Origin of the sequence: Marinobacter sp. (genome assembly GCF_048266785.1) — a bacterium.
Classification (GTDB): domain Bacteria; phylum Pseudomonadota; class Gammaproteobacteria; order Pseudomonadales; family Oleiphilaceae; genus Marinobacter.
Genome location: NZ_JBLWYX010000023.1, coordinates 1 through 20,540, shown reverse-complemented (window position 1 = coordinate 20,540; position 20,540 = coordinate 1). Strand labels below are relative to the sequence as shown.

Genomic DNA, 20,540 nt, shown 5'->3' with positions numbered 1-20,540 from the left:
GCCCACTTCGCATTTGGAGAGCCTATGAAGTTTCCGGAACCCTTGATTGAAGGGCGTCTGATTCAACGTTATAAGCGTTTTCTGGCCGATGTCCGGTTACCTGACGATACGCAAGTAACGGCTCACTGCCCGAATACCGGTTCCATGCTCGGTTGCCAGCCAGCGGATGGCAGGGTTTGGCTGAGCCGCAGCGATAACCCGACGCGCAAACTGGCCTATACCTGGGAGCTTGTTGAAACGACTCCCGGAGTGCTTGCCTGTGTGAATACCGCAAGACCCAACGCTCAGGCACGAGAGGCGATTGAGGCAGGTCGTGTCAGCGAGCTGCCCGGATACGGTGAGTGCCGCTCAGAAGTAAAGTATGGCGAGGAAAAAAGCCGGATTGACCTGTTGCTTTCAGGGCATGAGACAGAACCTGATGCTTGGGTAGAGGTAAAGAACGTAACCCTTGAGGAAAACGGCCAAGGCTTCTTTCCCGACGCGGTAACAACCCGCGGGCAGAAGCATCTGCGAGAGCTGATGACGCAGGTTGCGTTGGGTGATCGCGCTGTGCTGTTTTTTGTCGTGAACCATACTGCCATTGAAACTGTGAGGCCTGCAGATCATATCGACCCGCACTACGGCCAGTTGTTGCGGCAAGCGTGTGATGCGGGTGTGGAAGTGATCGCCTATCGCGCATCCCTGGCTAACGAAGATGGCAGTCCATCTGGCGAAATGACCTTGGCTGAACCGGTGCCGGTTATTCTGGAAGTCTGACTTCCAGAATAACCCCGGCTTCCCGTATATCCAGTGCTGTGAGTGCGTCACCCTGGCAAGGCCCGGCAATACACTCACCGTCCCTGGGTTTGAACAGGGCGCCATGGGTTGAGCACTGAAGGAACAGGTTGTCGGTATCCTTGAAGCGACCGGGCACCCAGTTCAGCTCAATGCCCATATGAGGACATCGATTTACGTAGGCTCTGGGCGTGTCGCCATCCAGAAAGGCGAAGCCGGTGAGAGGCAGGGTGTCGACATTCTGTTCGGCAACGGCCAGCGAGAACTCGAAAAACTGTCCGTTTTCCAATGCTTGTCTAGAACATATTGCCTGCCAAGGGGGCGCGTGACTGCACGTCATTGTTGAGCACAGTATCGCATTCGCGTGCCGTGGTTCAGAGACATCACGATTTCTTCAGCGGCAAGTTTGTGAGGGAAGAAACATCCGGAGATCTTGGCGCCCGCAATGCTCGCTCCTTCCATGAGTGAGTGGCTAAAGTCTATACCTCTGAGATCCGCGCCCCGAAAGTAGGCGTGGCTCAGATCAAGCCCTTGAGCATCCAGCCCGCGCAAGTCGAGCCCTCTGAAATCTCCATGGGCAAAGCTGGGGAGCTCGCTTCGCGCTGATTTTTCGGCATTGAAGGCGGCAATATCTTCCTGGCGAAGCGTTTCGTAGAGCGGATCTTTGATATGGCGCACGGCGTCGGTTTCCATGATCATTCCTTATAACGTTTTATTCCGGTTCTTCAGCGGTGTAAAGGTTGCCCGGGCGTTTTACGGCCTTGATATAGTGCTCGCCGATTAGCTGTGAGTCAGGCCAAAGTGCTGTCGAATTCTGTCAGCAACCGCCTCCGCTACATGCTCCTGATCGCTGCGAAGGTGAGCCGTGTAGGTTTTTTCTTCAACTGTAAGGGGTTCAAACCAGTCTTTCTGGGCATCCAGCAATTCTTCTGTTGCTTCCGAGGCGTCGCCCTTGCGTTTGCGCACCCATTCCTTGCGTAGCTCCTCGGGAGCCTCGCAGTGGATCAGTGCAAAGGGAACCCCCTGGCTCTCTGCGACAGCAGCAAACAGGGCGCGCTCACGTTCTTTCAAGCAGGCGGCATCGATGATAACCGGCAAGCCGGCAGCGAGCAGGTCGCTGGCAAGCGTCGCCAGACGTTCATAGGTCTTTTCGTTGGCGTCGGTGGAGTACAGGTTTCCTCCGGTAGGCGACTTACTGTCCTCCAGCGGTGCCAACCCATGCAGCCGTTTGCGCTCAACGTCGGAGCGCAGGCGGATAAGGCCGAGCTCGCCCGACATGGCTGCGCTGACACACGTTTTACCGCTGGCGGACAGGCCCACGGTGGCCAGCAGGTAACGATTCGGGATGCTGCTGTAATCTTCTGCCAGCTGAGCATACTCGCGGTAACGCTGCATCAATCCTTCTTTTTCCTGCTCGCTCAGTGTCGGGTTGGCCCTTGTGAACAGCGCAATCTTGGCACGCACAAGCGCACGGTAGGCTTTGTACAAGGGCAACAGAGGCAAGGCTTCAAAATCGTCGCGGTACTCCAGATAAGTATTCAGGACCAGGTTCGCCAGAGCAGGCTCGCGTCGGGACTCCAGATCCATCAGCAGAAATGCCAGGTCATTGATGACATCAATCCAGCGGAAGGGCTCGCTGAATTCAATGCAGTCGAAAACCGTAACCTTGCCTTCGTAAACAGTGATGTTAGCCAGGTGCAGGTCACCGTGACATTCGCGTACAAAACCGTCGCTACGACGCCTGGCAATAAGCTCGCGGTGGCGCTCGAAGGTGGTTTGCGTCCAGGCTTCGAGGTTGTCGAGCTGGCTGAGCAGGGTGGCATCGCTGATCATTGGCCGGATCTGGTCGAAGTTTTCCTGCATGGCCGCGTACACCGCTTCCGGTGTGCCCAGAGGTTTGTCTTCTGGTATCGGCTTCAAGCTGTCGTGGAAATTTGCCACCTGCTGTGCAAGGCTGGAAAGCAGCTCCGGTTTTAACTCTCCGGATTCCTGTTGCTGGTCAAATAGCTGGCTCTGGCGGAACTGACGCATTTTCAGCACGTATTCAAACGGTTCGCCTTTGCCGTCAATCTCCGGCTGCTCCGGGGTTCCGGTAATCGGGAGTACTTCCAGATAAAGTGGTTCCGCCAAGCGACGATTAAGGCGCAATTCTTCTTCACAAAAGTGCTTGCGGCGCGCCAGCGTGGAGAAATCAAGAAACCCGAAATCCATAGGTTTTTTGATCTTGTAGGCGTACTGGCCGGTCAGGATTACCTGAGAGATGTGAGTTTCGATAATCTGGAATCCGTCAACCGGATGGTTGTACAGCTCGGGGTTCTGCAGTGCCAGTAACAGATTGCCTGGGGATGTTTCACTCACGGTGTGCTCCTCGCTTCCCTGAACTCATTGATTTTTATTGCCCTATCATAGCGGCCAGGTTACAGAAATAACACATAGTTGATGTGCCTTATATCGTGCAGGCTTCGTTATAATCCGCCTATGAAAAAAAACAGATCCTCTTCGAAGCCAAATAGAAAACCCCAAAGTAAAAACAGCCGGAACGGTCGCAGCGCCTGGTTCTGGAAAATGTTTGTCCGTGTGTCCGCCATCGGCCTTGTGTTGCTGGCAGGCTGGATGGTCTATCTCGATGCGGTTGTCACTGACCGGTTCGAGGGGCGGCGGTTTGAAGTGCCCTCGCGGGTTTATGCGCGCCCTCTGGAGCTATACGACGGTGCCGGTGTGAGCTCCGGAGCACTTGAGCGTGAGCTGGCGCTGTCTGGTTACAGGAAGGGTGACGGTGTAAGACCTGGCAGCTATCGTCGCAACGGCGGACACTTTGTTATCAGCACCCGTGGCTTCCGCTTTCCTGATGGCGATGAACCCCGGCGGAAGCTCGCGCTGAACATCTACGGAGACCGGATTCAGGACTTTTCCGTATCCGCCGGTGACAGCGCCGCGATTGTGCGGCTGGAGCCAGCCCGCATCGGCGGCATCTATCCAGCTCACAAAGAAGACCGGATTCTGGTGCGGCTGGATGATGTTCCTGCACTGTTGCCTGCTGCGCTTATAGCGGTAGAAGACCGGAAATTCTATGACCACTTCGGAATTGCTCCCACCTCTATCGGTCGCGCCATGCTGGCCAACATGCGCGCTGGGCAAGTCGTTCAGGGCGGCAGTACCCTGACACAGCAGTTGGTAAAAAACTTCTTTCTTACCCGGGATCAGACCCTGCTGCGCAAGGGCAATGAGGCTTTGATGTCGATTCTGCTTGAGTTGCATTACGAGAAAGACGACATACTGGAAACCTATCTGAACGAAGTGTATCTGGGACAGGCCGGCACCCGAAGCATTAACGGGTTCGGGCTGGCGAGCCAATTCTACTTTGGTGATTCACTGAAAGATCTGGATGTGCATCAGATTGCACTGCTCGTGGGGATGGTCAAGGGGCCAAGCTACTACAATCCTCGCCGGCATCCGGAGCGAGCCACGCAGCGGCGAAATCTGGTTATCAGCGAGATGGAAGATGCGGGCCTTATCGATGCGACAAAAGCTGCCCGTGCTCGAGGTTTATCACTTGGCGTCAGCGCACAACCGTCGTACTCGGAGAACCGTTACCCTGCCTATATTGATCTTGTCCGGCGGCACCTGGCACGGGATTACAAGGAAGACGACCTGCGCAGCGAAGGGCTTCGGATATTCACCACCCTAAACCCGGCTATTCAGTATGCCGCTGAGTATGCCGTGACTGACACCTTGCCAAGATTGGCCAACGGCGACACGGGCAAAGCTCTGGAAGCGACTCTTGTAGTGACCGCCAAGGATACCGGTGAAGTTCTGGCGCTCGTAGGTGGTAAAGACCCGCAATATGCGGGATTCAATCGGGCACTGGATGCCAACCGCCCGATTGGCTCGCTGATCAAGCCGTTTACCTACCTGACCGCGCTGGAGCAGCCGGAGCGCTATACCTTGATGACTCCGGTGCTGGACAAGTCGTTCACCCTGGAATTTGATGACGGGAAACGCTGGCAGCCGAAAAACTACGATGGTAAAGAACGGGGTGAAGTTCCTCTGCATCTGGCTCTTTCGAAGTCTTACAACCTGCCGGCAGTGCGGGTAGGCCTGGATGTTGGCGTTCCGGCTGTGCGCAAGACCTTACGTGCCTTCGGTGTGGTTACGCCGATTTCTGAATACCCGTCCATGCTATTGGGCTCGATTGCCATGAGCCCTGTAACCGTCGCACAGATTTACCAGGGGTTGGCGACTTCCGGGTTCAACACTCCGTTGCGCACTATAAGAGAAGTGACAGATTCCGGCGGGGAGGCGCTTTCACGCTACAGCCTGAAAGTGGACCAGGTGGCAGACCCGGCTGCGGTGCACTTGTTGCAGTACGCAATGCAGGAAACCATGCAGGAAGGCACCGGGCGCTCGGCTTACTACTCGGTTTCCAAGGAACTGACGCTGGCCGGCAAAACCGGAACAACCGACGATGGTCGTGATTCCTGGTTTGCAGGGTTCAGCGGTGATCTTCTGGCAGTCGCCTGGGTAGGGCGCGACGATAACGGCCCGACGGCACTGACCGGCGCCACCGGGGCTTTGCCGGTGTGGGCGCGGTTCATGGCACAGGTGCCACAACACGGATTTTCCCCCGTGGTTCCCGATGGCGTGAATTATCACTGGGTAAATACCGAAAAACAGGCATTAACCGATGAGTATTGCGATAATGCGCGCCTTCTGCCGTTTATATCGGGTAGCGAGCCGACACAGAGGGTGTCATGCTCCGGTACCCTTGAGCGGAAAATTCGAGGTTGGTTTGAAGGATTGTTCCAATGATTAGGCAAGGTGTTTTTCACGCAGGTATGTTGGCAGTGTTTTTGAGCCTGGCCGGGTGTGCCTCCGGCCCGGGAGGTTCTATTTATGTGCCGGCAGGTGGCTCCACCCGCGCGCCGGACCCGCCGCAGACCACGAAGGGTGGGGAGGATAGAGAAAATCCACAGGTTTGGCGCAAAAGTGAACAGCCTGAAGCCCGTGAGCCGGAGCAGACGCAGCGCAGTAATAAGCCGAGTTACCGTGACGCGGGGGATGAGCTGTCACCCGCGGCTTTGAGCCTGGTTCGCGAGGCAGACAAGCTTTTGAAGAGTGGTGATGCACAGGGCGCCATCGTCCGGCTGGAGCGTGCGCAACGGATCGCGCCCAGGTCGGCAGAGGTTTACTTCAAACTGTCGCAAGCCTATGTGGCCGGTAACAAGCTGGGGCCCGCCGAACAGTTTACCTTGAAGGGTTTGTCGCTGGCGGGGAATGATACCCGACTGCAGAGAGCAGGCTGGTTATTGCTGGCGGATATACGCCGGGCGCGGGGTAATGTGGCGGGAGCGAATCAGGCGGAGGCGCGAGCAGGGGCTCTGTGAGTTTCAGAATAGGTCAGGTTGACAAAAGGCCCCGGAGTAGCCAAGTCGTCGACCTAAAGTGGGTCTGAACGGCTTGGCAACTACCGGGTTTTGTCGTGTCTCCGTAATACGATATCAGGACTTCATAAGTCGACGCTTAAACCCTAGCCCAACGAGACCTAATCCGAGAAGGGCCATTGTTCCCGGCTCAGGCACATCAACGGTTACGGTGCCACCGATCGGAGCGATATGACTGATCGTAAGCTTGCTGGTGTCTGGTAGGTTAAAACCTGCCGCAATCACTGCAGTGTCAATGACAGCCCAGTTAAGCTCAGACGTATTTTCGAAAAGCCCATACCACTGCGCATTCTTGATAAAAAAGTACTCGGTCGGGCTCGACAGCTCAAATCCGATCACCGTCGAACTTCCATCAACCAATGCGTAGGGCTGCGTTTCAACTTTCGTACCGTAGGTTGTTGGACTCTCGCTCAGACTATTCAGCAGATTATTGATCCAACAAAGTTCCGTGGTGGGGCTGTTTCCGGATCCACAGACTCCAGCGGGGTTTTGGTTAAGGTCGTTAGTTTCGCCCAGCAGCGCGTCAATACTTCCTACATCAATCCCACTTATAGAATAAGCTGAGGCCAAGCCACCCCAAGAGAGGGCTGCCACTATAACCACAGATTTTGATAAAACTTTCATACCGCCACCCCCTGTCGGGGCTATTAAATTGAGCCCCTTAATTCCGTTTAAAACCAGTCGTTACGGCAAATACGACCGCATCTTTGAAAAAATAAGCATAACCAATGCCAAAAACTATTAATTCTTTAAAATCAGTGTGCTAAGAATTATCCAAGCAACAATCAAAGAGGAGGTCTGTAAGAATTATCGACAGACTATCCACCAAAAGCTGCCTGCCACGCTCTGTAACCGCTGGAAGCAGCCCTTGATAGAGCGCATCCAGGCTTGTGTGTCGAAAAAATTCACATAGAAGGTCCCTTGCCCGGCCCCTCAATCTGCCCAAGAAAAACATGCCCCGCCAGACATTAAGCTTGGCGTTACCCGTAGAAGGTCGTAAGAGTCAGGCCATCCCACCCGAGAGGCAGCGGCTAGAGGCCGGCGTTCTTCAGTCGGTTGGCGTGCAGTTTGTATACCGCCTTGGGGTCTGTCTCAAACAGGCTGTGCAGGCCCAGCAGTTGGTTAACTTCATCCAGGTGGTTCATGAAGTAGTTGTCTCGAATTACCTTGCCGAAGTGATTGCTGCAACGGCCCACCAGGCCATCATTCTGGCTGAAACCGAAGGCTAGTCTGGTTGTGCCGAGCAAGGCGTCTGAGAGATCCAGCACGTTGGTCAGAACCCCGGTGCCGCCCCACGAGTAGAATCGTATGCCGTTTGCTGAATACGCGCCTTCGCCGCAGGCAGTTATTGGCATGCCGGCCGGCGCAAAGTTGTTGAACTCTGCGCTTCCCTGGGAGGTCAGTGACTGCAAGCTGGAGCGCACGTCCTGATTGTAACCTCCACCGGAAAGAACATCGATAAGGCCGCCAAGGGCATTACCCAGGGTCACAGCCAGGCCCTCTGCCGGTGAGTTGTAGATAAGGTCCGCAACGGGGGAGCCAGCATGGGGAGAGCCAACTGATGTTACAGACGCGACCAGGTCAGGGCGGACTGTTGAAATATACCGGGCGGTGGGGCCACCATGACTGTGACCGATCAGGTTCACCTTGCCATGAACGGCCGCGATGGCCTGGATCTGAGGCAACAGGGCTTCTCCACGGGCAATGGTGCTGTCCAGCGCAGGAACCTGGGCGGTATAGACATCCGCGCCGTTCTTGCGCAGATCCTCTGCGATGCCGTACCAGTAGTCCACGCCAATGATAGAGTCAAAGCCAAACATGCCGTGAACCAGTACAACGGGATAACGGGTATCGGCGTAGGTTGACGGCTTGGGATTCCACCACCAGGCGGCAGAAGGGGCTGACCAGGCAATGGTTACGACCAGTGCTAATGTCTTGATCCAGAGTTTCATTGTCTTTTCCTACAGTTTGATGTTGTGTTTGTTATTCAAACTGCGGCTCAACCTAACGGGTTGCTCCAGATACTGCATACCTGTACCGAGTGCGCGAACGCTCCGGTACGAGGCCTCTGTCTTCCATATTGTTCTTGTTAAGTTTATGCCGGCAGAGCATCTCTAGTGAGATGTGACCATAATTTGATCAGCAGGGTAGGTAAGTCAACGACAGAAGGGGCAAACCCGGTGTATTACCGTTAAAATGTGACGGTGTTCGCGAAGCTGGCCCGACAGGACAGGTTAATGCCTTGGACTCTGCCGGGAGCCAGTTCGAAAAATTACTTGTCTTGTGTTTTAAAGCGTAGCCATAACCTTTTTCGCAGCTTTGACCGTATCTGCAATGTCTTCATCCGTCAGGGCTGCGCTGGTGAAGCCAGCTTCAAACGCGGAGGGGGCAAGATAAATGCCCTCCTTAAGCATGCCTTGGAAGAACTTCTTGAAGCGCTCCACGTCGCAGGCCATTACCTGGTCAAAGCGCGTAATGCTGGATTCTTCTGTGAAGAAAAAGCCAAACATGGCACCAGCGCCCTGGACTGCAAGCGGAATCCCGGTAGCGTCTGCCGCAGCCTTCAACCCGTCCCGCAACGCGAGAGTTTTTTCAGTCAGGCGATCGTGAAAGCCCGGCTCTGAAATAGCGTTCAGCGTGGCAAGACCAGCACACATGGCCAACGGGTTACCACTCAGTGTACCGGCCTGGTAAACCGGCCCGAGAGGGGAGATGTGTTCCATGATCTCGCGCTTGCCTCCGAAGGCGCCAACAGGCAACCCGCCGCCGATGACCTTACCGAGCGCCGTCAGGTCAGGGGTTACGCCGAACAGACCTTGAGCGCCGCCGAGCGATACCCTGAAACCACTCATTACTTCGTCGAAAATCAGCACGGTTCCGTGCTCGTCGCAAACTTCGCGAAGGCCCTCCAGGAAACCCGGAACCGGCGGGATGCAGTTCATGTTGCCGGCAACCGGCTCTACGATAATGGCGGCAATCTGGTCGCCCATTTCTTTAAAGGTTTCACGCACACCCTCAATGTCGTTGAAATCGAGAGTCAGAGTGAGCTCGGCCAGGCAGGCAGGTATGCCGGGTGAGTTGGGAACACCCAGGGTCAGTGCGCCGGAGCCAGCCTTAACAAGCAGTGAATCCACGTGGCCGTGGTAGCAGCCTTCAAATTTCACGATTTTGTCGCGGCCGGTGTAGCCTCGGGCCAGGCGAATGGCGCTCATGGTGGCTTCGGTGCCGGAGTTCACCATGCGCACCAGGTCTATTGAGGGTACCAGTTCGCACACTTTTCGCGCCATATCGGTTTCGATTGCGGTGGGCGCACCATAGCCGACGCCAAGGTCAACCTGGGCGTGCAGGGCATCTTTGATGCGCTGATCCGAGTGTCCAAGAATCATAGGGCCCCAGGAACCGATGTAGTCTATATAACGCTGGCCGTCCTCATCGTACAGGTAGGCACCCTTGGCATGTTTGAAAAAGATCGGCGTGCCGCCCACACCGCGGAACGCGCGAACCGGGGAGTTAACACCACCGGGGATGTATTTCTGAGCCTGTTCGAACAAGGTTTCGGAGTGCGTCATTTGTGAGAGCTCCTGTTATCGGGATATAGAAAGAGTGGGTGGTGGCTGGCAAACAGCCTCTGAAATGTTTTTGCTTTCTGTTCTATTGTTTCGGGATCGCCCCCGAAAAGCCCACCAACAACCGCCAACAGATCAGCGCCTGCCCGGATGAGCAACTCACCGTTCTCTGTAGTGATGCCGCCAATGGCGGTAACCGGCCGGTTGAAGCGTTTTGCTTGGGTCAGTATGTCGGTAGAGGCTGCCGGAGCCCCTGGCTTGGTCGACGATGTGAAAAAACGGCCAAAGGCCAGATAGTCTGCGCTTTCCTCCAGGGCGGTCCTGGCCAGTTCGAGGTCTGCATGGCAGGTAATGCCGATTATTGCGCCATCGCCAAGCAAGTGGCGCGCTTCTGCGGCGGAACCATCTGTCTGGCCAAGGTGGACGCCAGCAGCGCCTACGCGTCGGGCAAGCTCTGCGTCGTCATTAATAAGCAACGGAACGCCCGCAGCAGCGCAGATTGACTGAAGGTTTCTGGCTTGTGCCACGCGCTCGGCCATAGGAGCGAATTTCTCGCGATATTGTACCATCACAGTGCCGCCGCGAATCGCCGCCTCTACGGAAGTGATCAACGTTGCCGCGGGGGTAAGCTGGCTGTCGGTAATGGCGTAAAGCCCAACCTGGATAGGGTTGTTCATCGTTCCCACAAAATGCCCCGGTCCGGAACCGGCTGGCCTCTGCCTACCTCAAGTGCGTGCAGAATAGTGCGATGCACGTAGTTCTGGGCCTGGGAAATGGCGGCACGGGCGGAGAGCCCCTGGGCCCGACCGGCAGCAATTGCGGCTGCAAGAGTGCAGCCGGTGCCGTGGTACTCGCCACCAATACGCTCGATATCCCACGATATGGGGGTAGGTGAATGGTTATAAAGCGTATTTGTGATACGAATACCTGTGCCATGCCCCCCGGTTGCAAGTACCGACGCGCAGCCATTCTTGATCAGTTTGCGCGCAGCCTCGTCCGGGTCATCGCTCTCTCCGAGCAATGCCAGCTCTACCCCGTTCGGGGTGATCATCTCGGCCAGTGGGAACAGTCGCTCTTTCATGCTGGCAAGAATGTCCTCGTCTGCAAGATCACCGCCGCCCGCCGCCTTGATTACCGGGTCGGTTATCACGGGAATATCCGGGTGCTGTTTAAGGAATTCCACCAACACATCGACTACTGCAGCGTTCCCCAGAGCGCCAGTTTTAACGGCGTGTATGGGTGCGTCTTCAGAAATGCATTTGAGTTGCTGACGAATCAGATCCGGATTGACAGCTTCGGCACCGTATACGTTCCGGGTATCCTGAACAGTCAGGCAGGTGAGCACTGGCAAAGGGTGACACCCAAGCGATGTGATGGCCTGAATGTCCGCCTGGATGCCGGCACCGCCGGAAGGGTCAAGGCCGGAAAGAACGAGTACCTGAGGGCGGGTGTAGTGTCTGATAGCTAAAGCTCCCTAGAAAGGTTTAACAACGGCGAGAATAACAACTGCCAGCAGGATGAATACTGGCAACTCATTGAACCAGCGGTAGAATACATGACCGCGCGTATTGAGGTCGTCGCGAAATACCTTGACCAGGTATCCGCAATAAAAGTGATAGACAATCAGCAGTGCCACAAGTATCAGCTTTGCGTGCAGCCAGCCCTGGCTGAAATAGCTTGATAGATTATAGCTGAGCAGCCATACGCCAAATATCACCGTAGCAATCATCGAAGGTGTTGTGATGCCCCGATAGAGCTTCCGCTCCATGATTTTGAAACGTTCACGCCCCGGCTCGTCTTCACAAGCGGCATGATAGACAAATAACCTCGGCAGATAAAAGATGCCAGCGAACCAGCACACCAGAGAAATTATGTGGAAGGCTTTCACCCACAGCATTGATCAGCTCCGTCGATATTGATAATAGCTTTCGATGTCAGATTTAAGCACTACGCCATAAATCCGTTGAATCATAGGTGCTACATGGCGTTGTACATACAGTGCCTCGGCACTGGTCGTCTCAAACTCGTGCAGGGCTTCTTCGAGCGTGGCCTGATATTGTACCGGCGCAATGTCACGCCGGTTGGCGGGGATATCCATCAGATCAATGGATTCCGGTGTTTCAGCTTCTTCATCGCTCGCCACTTTCTCAGAATCTTCCAGATATCGCGCCAGATCGACAGCCGGCAACAGAGAGGTCGGTCCGTTGCTGCCTTCCACCACCAGCCATTTTGGCTCAGCTGTCAGCGCTTTTCGTGCTTCCTCGATCGTCAGATGCCTGTCTATGCGCAGAATGCTCTTGTCCATGATCGCGGCCACAGAGACCCGGCGCAAGGCTTGAATAACCGGTGAACTCTGATAGCTCAAACCCTGGCTTTTCAATACCGTCAGGAACAGGGACCTTTTCCCGAAGGCCTCGCTCGTGATGAGGCTGGAGGTGGTGATGATAAGCATGCCAGGAAGAATGATATGAGGGTTACGGGTCAGTTCCATTAGCGCCATCAGGGCAGCCAGCGGCGCCTGCAGGACTGCGCCCATCATAGCGCCCATTCCGAGCATGGCATAAAAGCCAACTGAGGAGGCGTGGTCCGGCATGATCTCCGCGCCGACCAGCCCCATGGCTCCGCCAATCGTTGCGCCCATAAACAACGTTGGGCCGATAATGCTGCTGGGCATGCCCAAGCCAACTGTCAGGGCGGTAATCAAAAGTTTCGCGATCCCCACACTGATCAGCAGCCAGAGGCCGAGCTCACCATTAATGGTTTCATTGACGGTGTCATAGCCGATCCCCATGGTCTGGGGCACCATTACAGCAACAGGCACCATGAGTGCGCCGGCGATTATTACGCGCAGCAGAATCGGTCGGTGATGAAAGCGCCCCATGGAATCGACCAGGTGTATAAAAAGCGCCGCCGAGATACCGATGATAACGGCGATCGCCAGAATCCATGGTATCTCCAGCGGCGAATTCATGGTCAGTGCGGGAACGCTGAAAGCGGGCTCCGAGCCATACACAGACTGTGTCACAAAAGCTGCGCTGACTGAGGCAAGAATAATGGGCGTAAAGCCCGCAATGGTGTATTCCATCATCACCACTTCCATGGCGAAAATGACCCCGGCAATCGGGGTGTTGAATGAGGCAGATATTGCAGCGGCGCAGCCGCAAGCAACGAGAGTGCGGATGCTGTTATTCGGTAGCCTCATCCACTGCCCCATCAGGCTGGAGAACGCGGCGCCCAAGTGCACTGCCGGGCCTTCGCGGCCAGCGGACTGTCCCGTTACAACGGTTGTGACGCCGACAATGAACTGAATAAAAGCACTTTTGGCAGTGATATAACCCTGGTGATAGTTCAGACGTTCCATGACATGAACCACACCGACCTTGCGGTCGTGCGTTGCGAGGCGGTGCAAAAAAAAGCCGAGACCAAGGGCGCCGGCAAAAGGCAGAACTCCTCGTATAAGGATGTCCAGGTTCTCGAACGCCTCAGATGGGAACGCCTCAGAGCCATCGCCAGGCAAGAAATATCCCAGAGGCCACTCTATGGCCAAACGGAAAATCAGGATCACTCCGCCGGTAACCAATCCCGATAACAAACCGAGGACAGCCAACTGAGGCAATGAGTCAACGCCGGACATCCTGCGTGGGAACGCGCTGATCAGTTTTTCGCCAAGCTGCTGCCAGAATTTTTTCATGGATGCCGGTGGTCCGGAACAAGAGGGTGGCCCGCCAAAGGGTTTCTGACAACATTGTAACCGTCGCCCTGTAAGCTGCAATAAGTCCTTGGTTTATCATGATAGACTTCGAGATTAAACTTCTAAATCCTGATACGACGTCGCTGGAGAGCAAGGTGATTAAAGTAGGTATCGTTGGCGGCACCGGGTATACCGGCGTTGAGCTGCTCAGAATTCTCGCTGTTCACCCGGAAGTTGTGGTGAGCTGTATCACTTCAAGGTCGGAGGCTGGCATGCCTGTGGCCGACATGTACCCGAACCTTCGCGGGCATTTTGATCTCGCTTTCTCCGAGCCAGACTCCAGTGTGCTGGCGGCCTGTGACCTGGTCTTTTTTGCGACACCACACGGCGTTGCAATGCGGATGATTCCGGAGTTGATGGCTTCCGGTGTGCGGGTTGTTGACCTATCGGCAGACTTCCGCCTCAAAGATCTGAAGGTCTGGTCTGAGTGGTATGGCATGCCTCACGAAGCGCCGGAGTGGGCTGAGAAAGCAGTTTACGGATTACCCGAAGTCGTGCGCAGTGAAATTTCCAAAGCGCAGTTGGTGGCAAACCCTGGATGTTACCCTACGGCTGTGCAGCTCGGTTTCCTGCCGCTGTTGGAACTTGGCCTGGTAGATCCTTCCCGGCTGATTGCCGACGCAAAATCCGGTGCGAGCGGCGGTGGTCGGCAGGCGAAAATTGGCATGCTGCACGGCGAAGTGAGTGAAAGCTTCAAAGCTTACGGTGCTTCGGGCCATCGGCACTTGCCGGAAATCCGTCAGGGTTTATCCGCAGCCGCAGGCGTCAACACCGGCGTTACGTTTGTGCCGCACCTTGTTCCGATGATTCGTGGTATCGAGGCGACACTCTATGCGGAGCTGAAGAATCCGGCTGACTTTGATCGTCTACAAGAGTTGTTTGAAGAGCGTTATCGCGATGAGCCATTTGTGGACGTGATGCCGTTCGGTAGTCATCCGGAAACCCGCAGCGTACGGGGAGCCAACTTGTGTCGTATGGCGCTGCATCGTCAGGAGCAGAGCAATATTATTATCATCTCCTCGGTAATCGACAACCTCGTTAAAGGCGCTGCCGGTCAGGCAGTTCAGAATATGAATATCATGTTTGGCCTCAAAGAAACGCTGGGCCTTGAAGCGCCTGCATTGCTGCCTTGAGGAGCCCCCAGTGAGCGAACAACGCAAGCCGACCGATGAATATGTGATAATCCGTCATCAGCCGGGCTACCGGTTGAGGCGGGCAGTAATTCTGGTGGTGTTCACGGTGATAGCTGCCGCTGCGGGCTATGCAGCAGGTTTGGCGCAGGGAGGGTTTCGATTCACCAGTGCGGAAGCCTCCAATGAGCAACTGGAGGCTAAAGTTGCGACGCTGGAAGCGAACTATCGTGAAGCCCGGCAACAACTGGTCAATCTTGAACGTGGCAAACTGATTGATGAGCAGGCACTGAACCAGGCTCGAAAAATAATTGTTGATCTTGAAACCCGTGCCGGCGCCTTGAAGTCTGACCTGACGTTCTATAAAAATATTATGGCGCCCTCTGAGACCAGTAAGGGATTGCAGGTTGACCGCTTTTCCCTGGCCAGCGATCGTCAGGTTGGTGTTTATAATTTCAAACTGGTACTTACGCAGGTTGGCAACAACAAAAGCTATATTTCAGGTGTCGTGGCCGTCAACATAATCGGCGCGCGGGATGGTGAGAAAGAAATCATCGCGCTGCGCGACCTGTCTCAGGAAATTGAGGCTCTTGGCGTGAAATTCCGCTTTCGGTATTTCCAGGATGTTGAAGGTAAACTGGCGCTGCCTGATGGGTTCGAACCGCTGGAGGTGCAGGTGGTTGCTCAGGCCGAAGGGCGCAAATCCTCGCAAGCTGAGCGCACATTCAGCTGGGATGACTTAACGGAGAAATAGAAATGCTTGGCAAGAAAAAGCAGAAGCCCCGCCGGCCGACGGGCAATTTTGACACATTGATTTCATCGCGCACCACCATAGAAGGTGATGTGCATTTCTCTGGTGGTTTGCATGTCGATGGTCATATCCGCGGCAAGGTGTTGGCTGAGGATGGCAGTGATGCTGTCTTGCGAGTCTCGGAGGTAGGTGAGGTTACCGGCGACATAGCGGCCCCGCACGTTATTATCAACGGCACGGTTCACGGTGATGTCCATGCGTCCGCGCATCTTGAACTCGCTGAGAAGGCCGCTATTAACGGCAGTGTTTATTACAATCTCATCCAGATGGCGATGGGGTCGTCGGTCAATGGCAATCTTGTTCACCAACGTGAACCTTCCGGATTGCTGACGCAGGATAAGGCGCCAGGCGCCGGATTCGTCAATGCTCTGCCAGGTGCCGGTGTCGACGAAGCATTGGAAGGCGATGGTGGAAAGTCCGAATAGTTGATTGTTTTACTCAGGAATACCATAATCCCTGTAGTTGTAGCAGGTAATCCGGAGGCGAGCTTGAGTGTAGTTCAGCAGCAAATGGCAGCACCGCTGTTTTTCAGCGACAGTGCGGTCAACAAAGTACGCGAACTGGTTGAGGAAGAGGGAAACCCCGAACTCAGGTTGCGCGTGTTCGTTACCGGCGGTGGATGTTCCGGTTTTCAGTACGGATTCTCATTCGATGAAAGCCAGGATGAAGAAGACACGACAGTAGAACGGGATGGCGCCATTCTTCTGGTCGACCCCATGAGCTATCAGTACCTTGTGGGAGCCACTATCGATTACCAGGAAGGTTTGCAAGGTTCCCAGTTTGTGGTTCAGAACCCCAATGCCAGCTCTACCTGCGGCTGTGGAAGCTCGTTTACGATCTGAGGGTTGTGGGCCGTCAGTTGCGCAGAAAAGACAGCGAGTTCAGGCGGGGTATATGGCGCCGAGTATTCGGGGCCCTTTGGCTCCGGTTACTTCTGCCAGATTTCCCGGCTTGCGCTCGATTGTTTGTCGGGCCAGCCATGCAAACGCCGTCGGCTCCACCCATTGGGGGTCAAGGCCTAATTCAGTGGTATCGAGTACACGGATAGGGCTGAGGGCTTGGGATAGCTCTCTCATCAGTAGCCGGTTACGAGTACCCCCCCCGCAAGCATAAACCGTCATGGCTGGTGATTGAGGCATTTGCCGGACTGCCGTTATCACTGACAACTGAAGCAGTGTGCGTTGAACGTCTTCTGGCCGGGTTTTTTCATGTCGCTGAACCAGAGTTTTAACCCACTCGAGATTGAACTTTTCTTTTCCGGTGCTTTTTGGGGCAGGACGGTCGAAATAAGCGTCGGATAGCATGTCGGTCAGTAGGGCCTGGTCGACGATTCCCTCCTGCGCCCAATGGCCGTCTTCATCGTAGGGTCGCCCCGTCTGATCATGGCACCAGGCATCCATCAAAGCGTTGGCGGGCCCAGTGTCGAATCCGGTTGCCGGACTATCAGGATCGGACGGAATCCAGGTTATATTCGCTATGCCTCCGAGATTCAGGATGCACCTGTCTTCGGTTTCGGAGCCAAAGAAAGACTGATGGAAGGCCGGAACCAATGGGGCACCCTGACCGCCTGCGGCCATGTCCCGGCTCCGGAAATCACCTACCGTTGTAATCCCGGTCCTTTCCGCAATGATTGCCGGATTGCCTATCTGAAGAGAGAACCGGCCCGGGCCGGAAGGTTGATGGCGCAGAGTCTGCCCGTGGCTACCGATCGCCCGGATTGGTGAGTTATCAACACTGGAATTGCAGATCAGAGCTTCTGCAGCGTCCGCAAAAAGTAACCCCGTCAATGTATCAAGCTCGCCCACCTCATCAGGTGTTGCCTGGTTCTGGCTTGCAAGCATCAGGCGGTGACGGAGGTTTTCGGGGTAGGGTATGGAGTGTGTACCGTGAATACGGACAGTGTTGCCCTGGAAGGACACCAGCACGGCGTCTATGCCATCCATGCTGGTGCCGGACATAAGTCCTATCCAGGAATCCATCGGGCTTCAGTCTTCCGAGGTCATGGCAAGTTGCTGGTAGTTGGTTCTGAAGGCTTCAAACTGAGCAACTTGTTGTCCGGTAAACTTTTTGAATTGCGCCATTTCAGAGGCTGGAATCGGTTGGGCGTCCGGGAGTTTTACAGTCCTGGAATTGCGCGGCGAGCCATTAACACGGAATTCGTAGTGAAGGTGAGGCCCGGTTACCATGCCAGAGGACCCGACATAACCGATCGTTTCACCCTGCTTCACCCGTGTTCCGCTCTTCATGCCTTTGCCAATTCGACTCATATGAGCGTACAGAGTTGTTATGTTGTCGCCATGTTTCAGGACAACCGTGCGCCCATATCCGCCTTTCCAGCCGGCAAACTGAACCCTGCCATTCCCCGCAGCCTTGATCGGCGTGCCCGGGGGCGCTGCATAATCAGTGCCTTCATGGGGTCGGACAACATCCAGAACCGGGTGGCGGCGCTGAAGGTTAAAAGCAGAAGATACACGGGCGCTTATTGGCGTGCGCAAAAAGGCTTTACGCATACTCTTGCCATCAGGCGTGTAATAGTCGCTGTCGCCGTTGCTGTCTGTGTACAACAGGGCAATATTGTCCTCGCCCCGGTTTATAAAGCGGGCTGACAATATGCGGCCGGTGCTGAACTTTTCTCCGTCGAGATACAGTTCCTCATAAACCACTTCAAACTGGTCGCCTTTGCGGACATCGTAGACAAAATCGATATCCCAGCCGAATATTCCGGCGAGCTCCATTGTTAGCCGGTCGTTGAGCCCGGCTTCACGCGCAGCAAGATAAAGCGACCCGTCGATCGTGCCGGAGGCAAAAGCAGGTTTGGGTTCGGGCTCCCGTAGGTTTGTCTCGCCTTTAAAGGACTCTTCCTGCTTTTGGATTTTCAATGATTCCAGCAAGCTGCGCTGGAGTTCAATTGCAGCAAGCTCGCCTTCGTTATCGGTCGCGAAACGAATGGTCTCGCCGGCATAAAGGCGCTGTAGTTTTTTGGCCTCGCCTTCACCGTGAATGACTGAGAGCATGATGCCATCATTGAATCCCGCTTTTTTGAAGAGGGAGGACAGGGTGTCGCCAGATTTGATCTTGAATGTTTGCCATTCCAGGCGCGGTTTTGCTTCAACAGCGCTCGCCAGATTTGGAGCTTCCGGGGCGACTTCTATCGCGTCCGCAGTAACGGCAACTGTCTGATCCGGGGAAGCTGCAGGCGTGAGCTTCTGTTTTTGCGAATGGATCTCCGATGCACTGCCCTGTTCCAGGTCAAGAGCGTAGGACATCCGTTTGGCCTCAACGTCCGCGCTGGGGCTCATCAAAATAGCTGCTGTCACCACAACGGTTGTAGCTGCAGCAATGGTAATGTGGGATTTCGGGAACATTTTCAGCACGTATCGCATCCGTTTTAATCGGTATTCCGGCAGCTTGTGCTGCCTAATTAAAGCTGCTGTTCAAGTATAGATCAACAGATTACCGTATAAAAAGCGTGTGGAACAGCGCAGAACATTACGGTTGTTGCGCTGCCCGACGGATTTCTTGCGGCGTCATTGATATAATGCGCCAGCCCAAACCGCATGTTTTGTTTAAAAACTGAGCATTTACACTGTAGCAGGGCGCCAGGTAACTCACAGATTTCTTTTGTTGAAGTCTGTAACTGATAATTGTCTGAAACCGATTGGGGATGAATGATTCATGGCATCTATTGATGAAGCGCTAGCTATTATCAAGCGAGGCGTAGACGAGCTTATACCGGAAGACGATCTGATTGCGAAATTAAAGGAAGGTCGCCCTCTGCGTATCAAGGCAGGCTTCGACCCCACCGCCCCCGATCTCCATCTCGGGCATACTGTGCTCATCAATAAGCTGCGTCAGTTTCAGGATCTCGGCCATGAGGTTATCTTTCTGATAGGTGATTTTACCGGCAAGATCGGAGACCCCTCAGGCAAGAGCGCTACCCGCCCTCCGCTGACGGATGAACAGGTTGCCCAAAACGCGATTACCTATAAAGAGCAGGTATTCAAAATTCTGGATCGCGAGAAGACCCGGGTGGTCTTTAATTCCGAGTGGATGAGCAAGATGACTGCGGCGGACATGATCCGGCTGGCGGGACAGTATACGGTGGCCCGGATGTTGGAGCGGGATGACTTCACCAAACGCTACCGTGCTGAGCAGTCTATCGCCATTCATGAGTTTCTGTACCCGCTGATACAAGGGTACGACTCAGTAGCTTTGAAAGCAGATGTTGAGTTGGGCGGCACGGATCAAAAGTTCAATCTTCTGATGGGGCGTATTTTGCAGAGGCAATATGGTCAGTCTCCGCAAGCGGTATTGACCATGCCGATCCTTGAGGGGTTGGATGGCGTACAGAAGATGTCGAAGTCTCTGGGTAACTATATCGGTGTTAATGATTCCCCGGGTGAAATGTATACCAAGCTGCTGTCCGTGCCAGATGAATTGTTGTGGCGCTACTTCGAGCTTCTCAGCTTTCGCCCTCTCGCGGAGGTAAGCGAATTCCAGAAAGCGGTGAGCGAGGGAGCCAACCCTCAGGACTACAAAAAGCTGCTTGCTGAAGAGATAATCGCACGCTTCCACAGTGAAGAGGATGCAGAAACTGCTCACAAGTCGGCGGGTAACAGGGTGGCGCTTGGCGATATTCCTGAAAATGTTCCCGTTGTCGAGGTTTCGCTGGATGGCCAGTCGGAGGTGTTGATGGCTTCTGTGTTGCGTCTGGCTGGGCTCGTTAAGAATGGTGCAGCAGCGCGTGACGTTCTCGGTCGAGGTGCCGTATTCGTGAATGGCGAGAAATTTGAAGGCGATCGGGTATTCGTAGAGGGTGATAGTTGTGTTATTCAGGCAGGAAAGAAGAAAATTGCCCGGGTTTTGATCACTGCCTGATCGATTTCAGGTCATTTTGGACTTTTTTCAAAATGGCCGTTGACAGATCTGCGAGTGTCTGTAGAATGCGCATCTCCTTCGAGGGACACACCGCTGAGGCGGGGTGATCTGAGAAGGGCAACTGTTTGAAAGTATTGAAGAAAACGAGTTTGAAGTTTCTTTAATTAAACGGTTGACAAGGCGGCGAGA

The 20,540-nt window shown here is 54.7% G+C and carries 20 protein-coding genes; 8 read left to right on the top strand and 12 right to left on the bottom strand.

Annotation, left to right across the window (positions count from 1 at the left end):
* Positions 1 to 24 precede the first annotated feature (24 nt).
* A complete protein-coding gene (sfsA, locus tag ACN0V1_RS19600; RefSeq protein ID WP_417546598.1) occupies positions 25 to 756 on the top strand; it encodes a DNA/RNA nuclease SfsA in 732 nt (243 codons plus the stop codon).
* Here sfsA and ACN0V1_RS19595 read toward each other — a convergent pair.
* From ACN0V1_RS19595 to ACN0V1_RS19585, 3 genes are all read right to left on the bottom strand, one after another.
* Positions 740 to 1,114, bottom strand: coding sequence for a Rieske (2Fe-2S) protein (locus ACN0V1_RS19595; protein ID WP_417546597.1), 375 nt, complete (start codon positions 1,112 to 1,114; stop codon positions 740 to 742). The two genes, sfsA and ACN0V1_RS19595, sit on opposite strands and share 17 nt — an antisense overlap.
* Positions 1,111 to 1,467, bottom strand: coding sequence for a pentapeptide repeat-containing protein (locus ACN0V1_RS19590; RefSeq protein ID WP_417546596.1), 357 nt, complete (start codon positions 1,465 to 1,467; stop codon positions 1,111 to 1,113). The genes ACN0V1_RS19595 and ACN0V1_RS19590 overlap by 4 nt, the downstream gene beginning before the upstream one ends.
* Before the next feature lie 87 nt (positions 1,468 to 1,554).
* Positions 1,555 to 3,132, bottom strand: coding sequence for an AAA family ATPase (locus ACN0V1_RS19585; RefSeq protein ID WP_417546595.1), 1,578 nt, complete (start codon positions 3,130 to 3,132; stop codon positions 1,555 to 1,557).
* Between the two features lie 207 nt (positions 3,133 to 3,339).
* Between ACN0V1_RS19585 and mrcB the strand changes: the two genes are divergently transcribed.
* Both mrcB and ACN0V1_RS19575 read left to right on the top strand, forming a co-directional pair.
* Positions 3,340 to 5,583 carry a penicillin-binding protein 1B gene (mrcB, locus tag ACN0V1_RS19580; protein WP_417546594.1) on the top strand — a complete coding sequence of 748 codons (2,244 nt, stop codon included), beginning with the start codon at positions 3,340 to 3,342 and terminating at the stop codon, positions 5,581 to 5,583.
* Entirely contained in the window at positions 5,580 to 6,158 is a 579-nt protein-coding gene (locus tag ACN0V1_RS19575) for a tetratricopeptide repeat protein (RefSeq protein ID WP_417546593.1), read from the top strand. The genes mrcB and ACN0V1_RS19575 overlap by 4 nt, the downstream gene beginning before the upstream one ends.
* A gap of 114 nt (positions 6,159 to 6,272) precedes the next feature.
* Here ACN0V1_RS19575 and ACN0V1_RS19570 read toward each other — a convergent pair whose 3' ends face one another.
* From ACN0V1_RS19570 to ACN0V1_RS19540, 7 genes are all read right to left on the bottom strand, one after another.
* The gene (locus tag ACN0V1_RS19570) at positions 6,273 to 6,839 is read right to left on the bottom strand and encodes a PEP-CTERM sorting domain-containing protein (RefSeq protein ID WP_417546592.1); all 567 of its coding nucleotides are present in this window, start codon (positions 6,837 to 6,839) and stop codon (positions 6,273 to 6,275) included.
* Between the two features lie 407 nt (positions 6,840 to 7,246).
* Positions 7,247 to 8,167 carry a lipase family alpha/beta hydrolase gene (locus ACN0V1_RS19565; RefSeq protein ID WP_417546591.1) on the bottom strand — a complete coding sequence of 307 codons (921 nt, stop codon included), beginning with the start codon at positions 8,165 to 8,167 and terminating at the stop codon, positions 7,247 to 7,249.
* 336 nt (positions 8,168 to 8,503) lie between these two features.
* Positions 8,504 to 9,784: a glutamate-1-semialdehyde 2,1-aminomutase gene (gene hemL / locus ACN0V1_RS19560; protein WP_417546590.1), complete on the bottom strand. Its 1,281-nt coding sequence runs from the start codon at positions 9,782 to 9,784 to the stop codon at positions 8,504 to 8,506.
* Complete coding sequence (thiE, locus tag ACN0V1_RS19555) at positions 9,781 to 10,467, bottom strand: thiamine phosphate synthase (RefSeq protein WP_417546589.1); 687 nt, start codon at positions 10,465 to 10,467, stop codon at positions 9,781 to 9,783. Before thiE ends, hemL begins: the two co-directional genes overlap by 4 nt.
* Positions 10,455 to 11,243: a bifunctional hydroxymethylpyrimidine kinase/phosphomethylpyrimidine kinase gene (thiD, locus tag ACN0V1_RS19550; RefSeq protein ID WP_417546614.1), complete on the bottom strand. Its 789-nt coding sequence runs from the start codon at positions 11,241 to 11,243 to the stop codon at positions 10,455 to 10,457. The genes thiE and thiD overlap by 13 nt, the downstream gene beginning before the upstream one ends.
* Before the next feature lie 12 nt (positions 11,244 to 11,255).
* Complete coding sequence (gene hemJ, locus ACN0V1_RS19545) at positions 11,256 to 11,678, bottom strand: protoporphyrinogen oxidase HemJ (protein ID WP_417546588.1); 423 nt, start codon at positions 11,676 to 11,678, stop codon at positions 11,256 to 11,258.
* 3 nt (positions 11,679 to 11,681) lie between these two features.
* Entirely contained in the window at positions 11,682 to 13,472 is a 1,791-nt protein-coding gene (locus ACN0V1_RS19540) for a chloride channel protein (protein WP_417546587.1), read from the bottom strand.
* Between the two features lie 155 nt (positions 13,473 to 13,627).
* Between ACN0V1_RS19540 and argC the strand changes: the two genes are divergently transcribed.
* The 4 genes from argC to erpA all read left to right on the top strand — a co-directional run bounded on the left by argC (position 13,628) and on the right by erpA (position 16,315).
* Positions 13,628 to 14,665, top strand: coding sequence for an N-acetyl-gamma-glutamyl-phosphate reductase (argC, locus tag ACN0V1_RS19535; RefSeq protein WP_291946231.1), 1,038 nt, complete (start codon positions 13,628 to 13,630; stop codon positions 14,663 to 14,665).
* A 10-nt stretch (positions 14,666 to 14,675) separates the two neighbouring features.
* Positions 14,676 to 15,416 carry a DUF6776 family protein gene (locus ACN0V1_RS19530; protein WP_291946233.1) on the top strand — a complete coding sequence of 247 codons (741 nt, stop codon included), beginning with the start codon at positions 14,676 to 14,678 and terminating at the stop codon, positions 15,414 to 15,416.
* 2 nt (positions 15,417 to 15,418) lie between these two features.
* Positions 15,419 to 15,898, top strand: a complete 480-nt coding sequence (locus ACN0V1_RS19525; RefSeq protein ID WP_291946235.1) for a bactofilin family protein — start codon at positions 15,419 to 15,421, stop codon at positions 15,896 to 15,898.
* A gap of 84 nt (positions 15,899 to 15,982) precedes the next feature.
* Positions 15,983 to 16,315, top strand: coding sequence for an iron-sulfur cluster insertion protein ErpA (erpA, locus tag ACN0V1_RS19520; protein WP_222120526.1), 333 nt, complete (start codon positions 15,983 to 15,985; stop codon positions 16,313 to 16,315).
* Positions 16,316 to 16,354: 39 nt separating this feature from the next.
* Here erpA and ACN0V1_RS19515 read toward each other — a convergent pair whose 3' ends face one another.
* Together ACN0V1_RS19515 and ACN0V1_RS19510 are read right to left on the bottom strand one after the other, a co-directional pair.
* Complete coding sequence (locus ACN0V1_RS19515) at positions 16,355 to 17,452, bottom strand: anhydro-N-acetylmuramic acid kinase (RefSeq protein WP_417546586.1); 1,098 nt, start codon at positions 17,450 to 17,452, stop codon at positions 16,355 to 16,357.
* A gap of 6 nt (positions 17,453 to 17,458) precedes the next feature.
* Positions 17,459 to 18,847, bottom strand: coding sequence for an OapA family protein (locus ACN0V1_RS19510; protein ID WP_417546585.1), 1,389 nt, complete (start codon positions 18,845 to 18,847; stop codon positions 17,459 to 17,461).
* Positions 18,848 to 19,148: 301 nt separating this feature from the next.
* On the opposite strand from ACN0V1_RS19510, the gene tyrS reads away from it, so the two are divergent.
* The gene (gene tyrS, locus ACN0V1_RS19505) at positions 19,149 to 20,351 is read left to right on the top strand and encodes a tyrosine--tRNA ligase (protein ID WP_417546584.1); all 1,203 of its coding nucleotides are present in this window, start codon (positions 19,149 to 19,151) and stop codon (positions 20,349 to 20,351) included.
* Positions 20,352 to 20,540 lie beyond the last annotated feature (189 nt).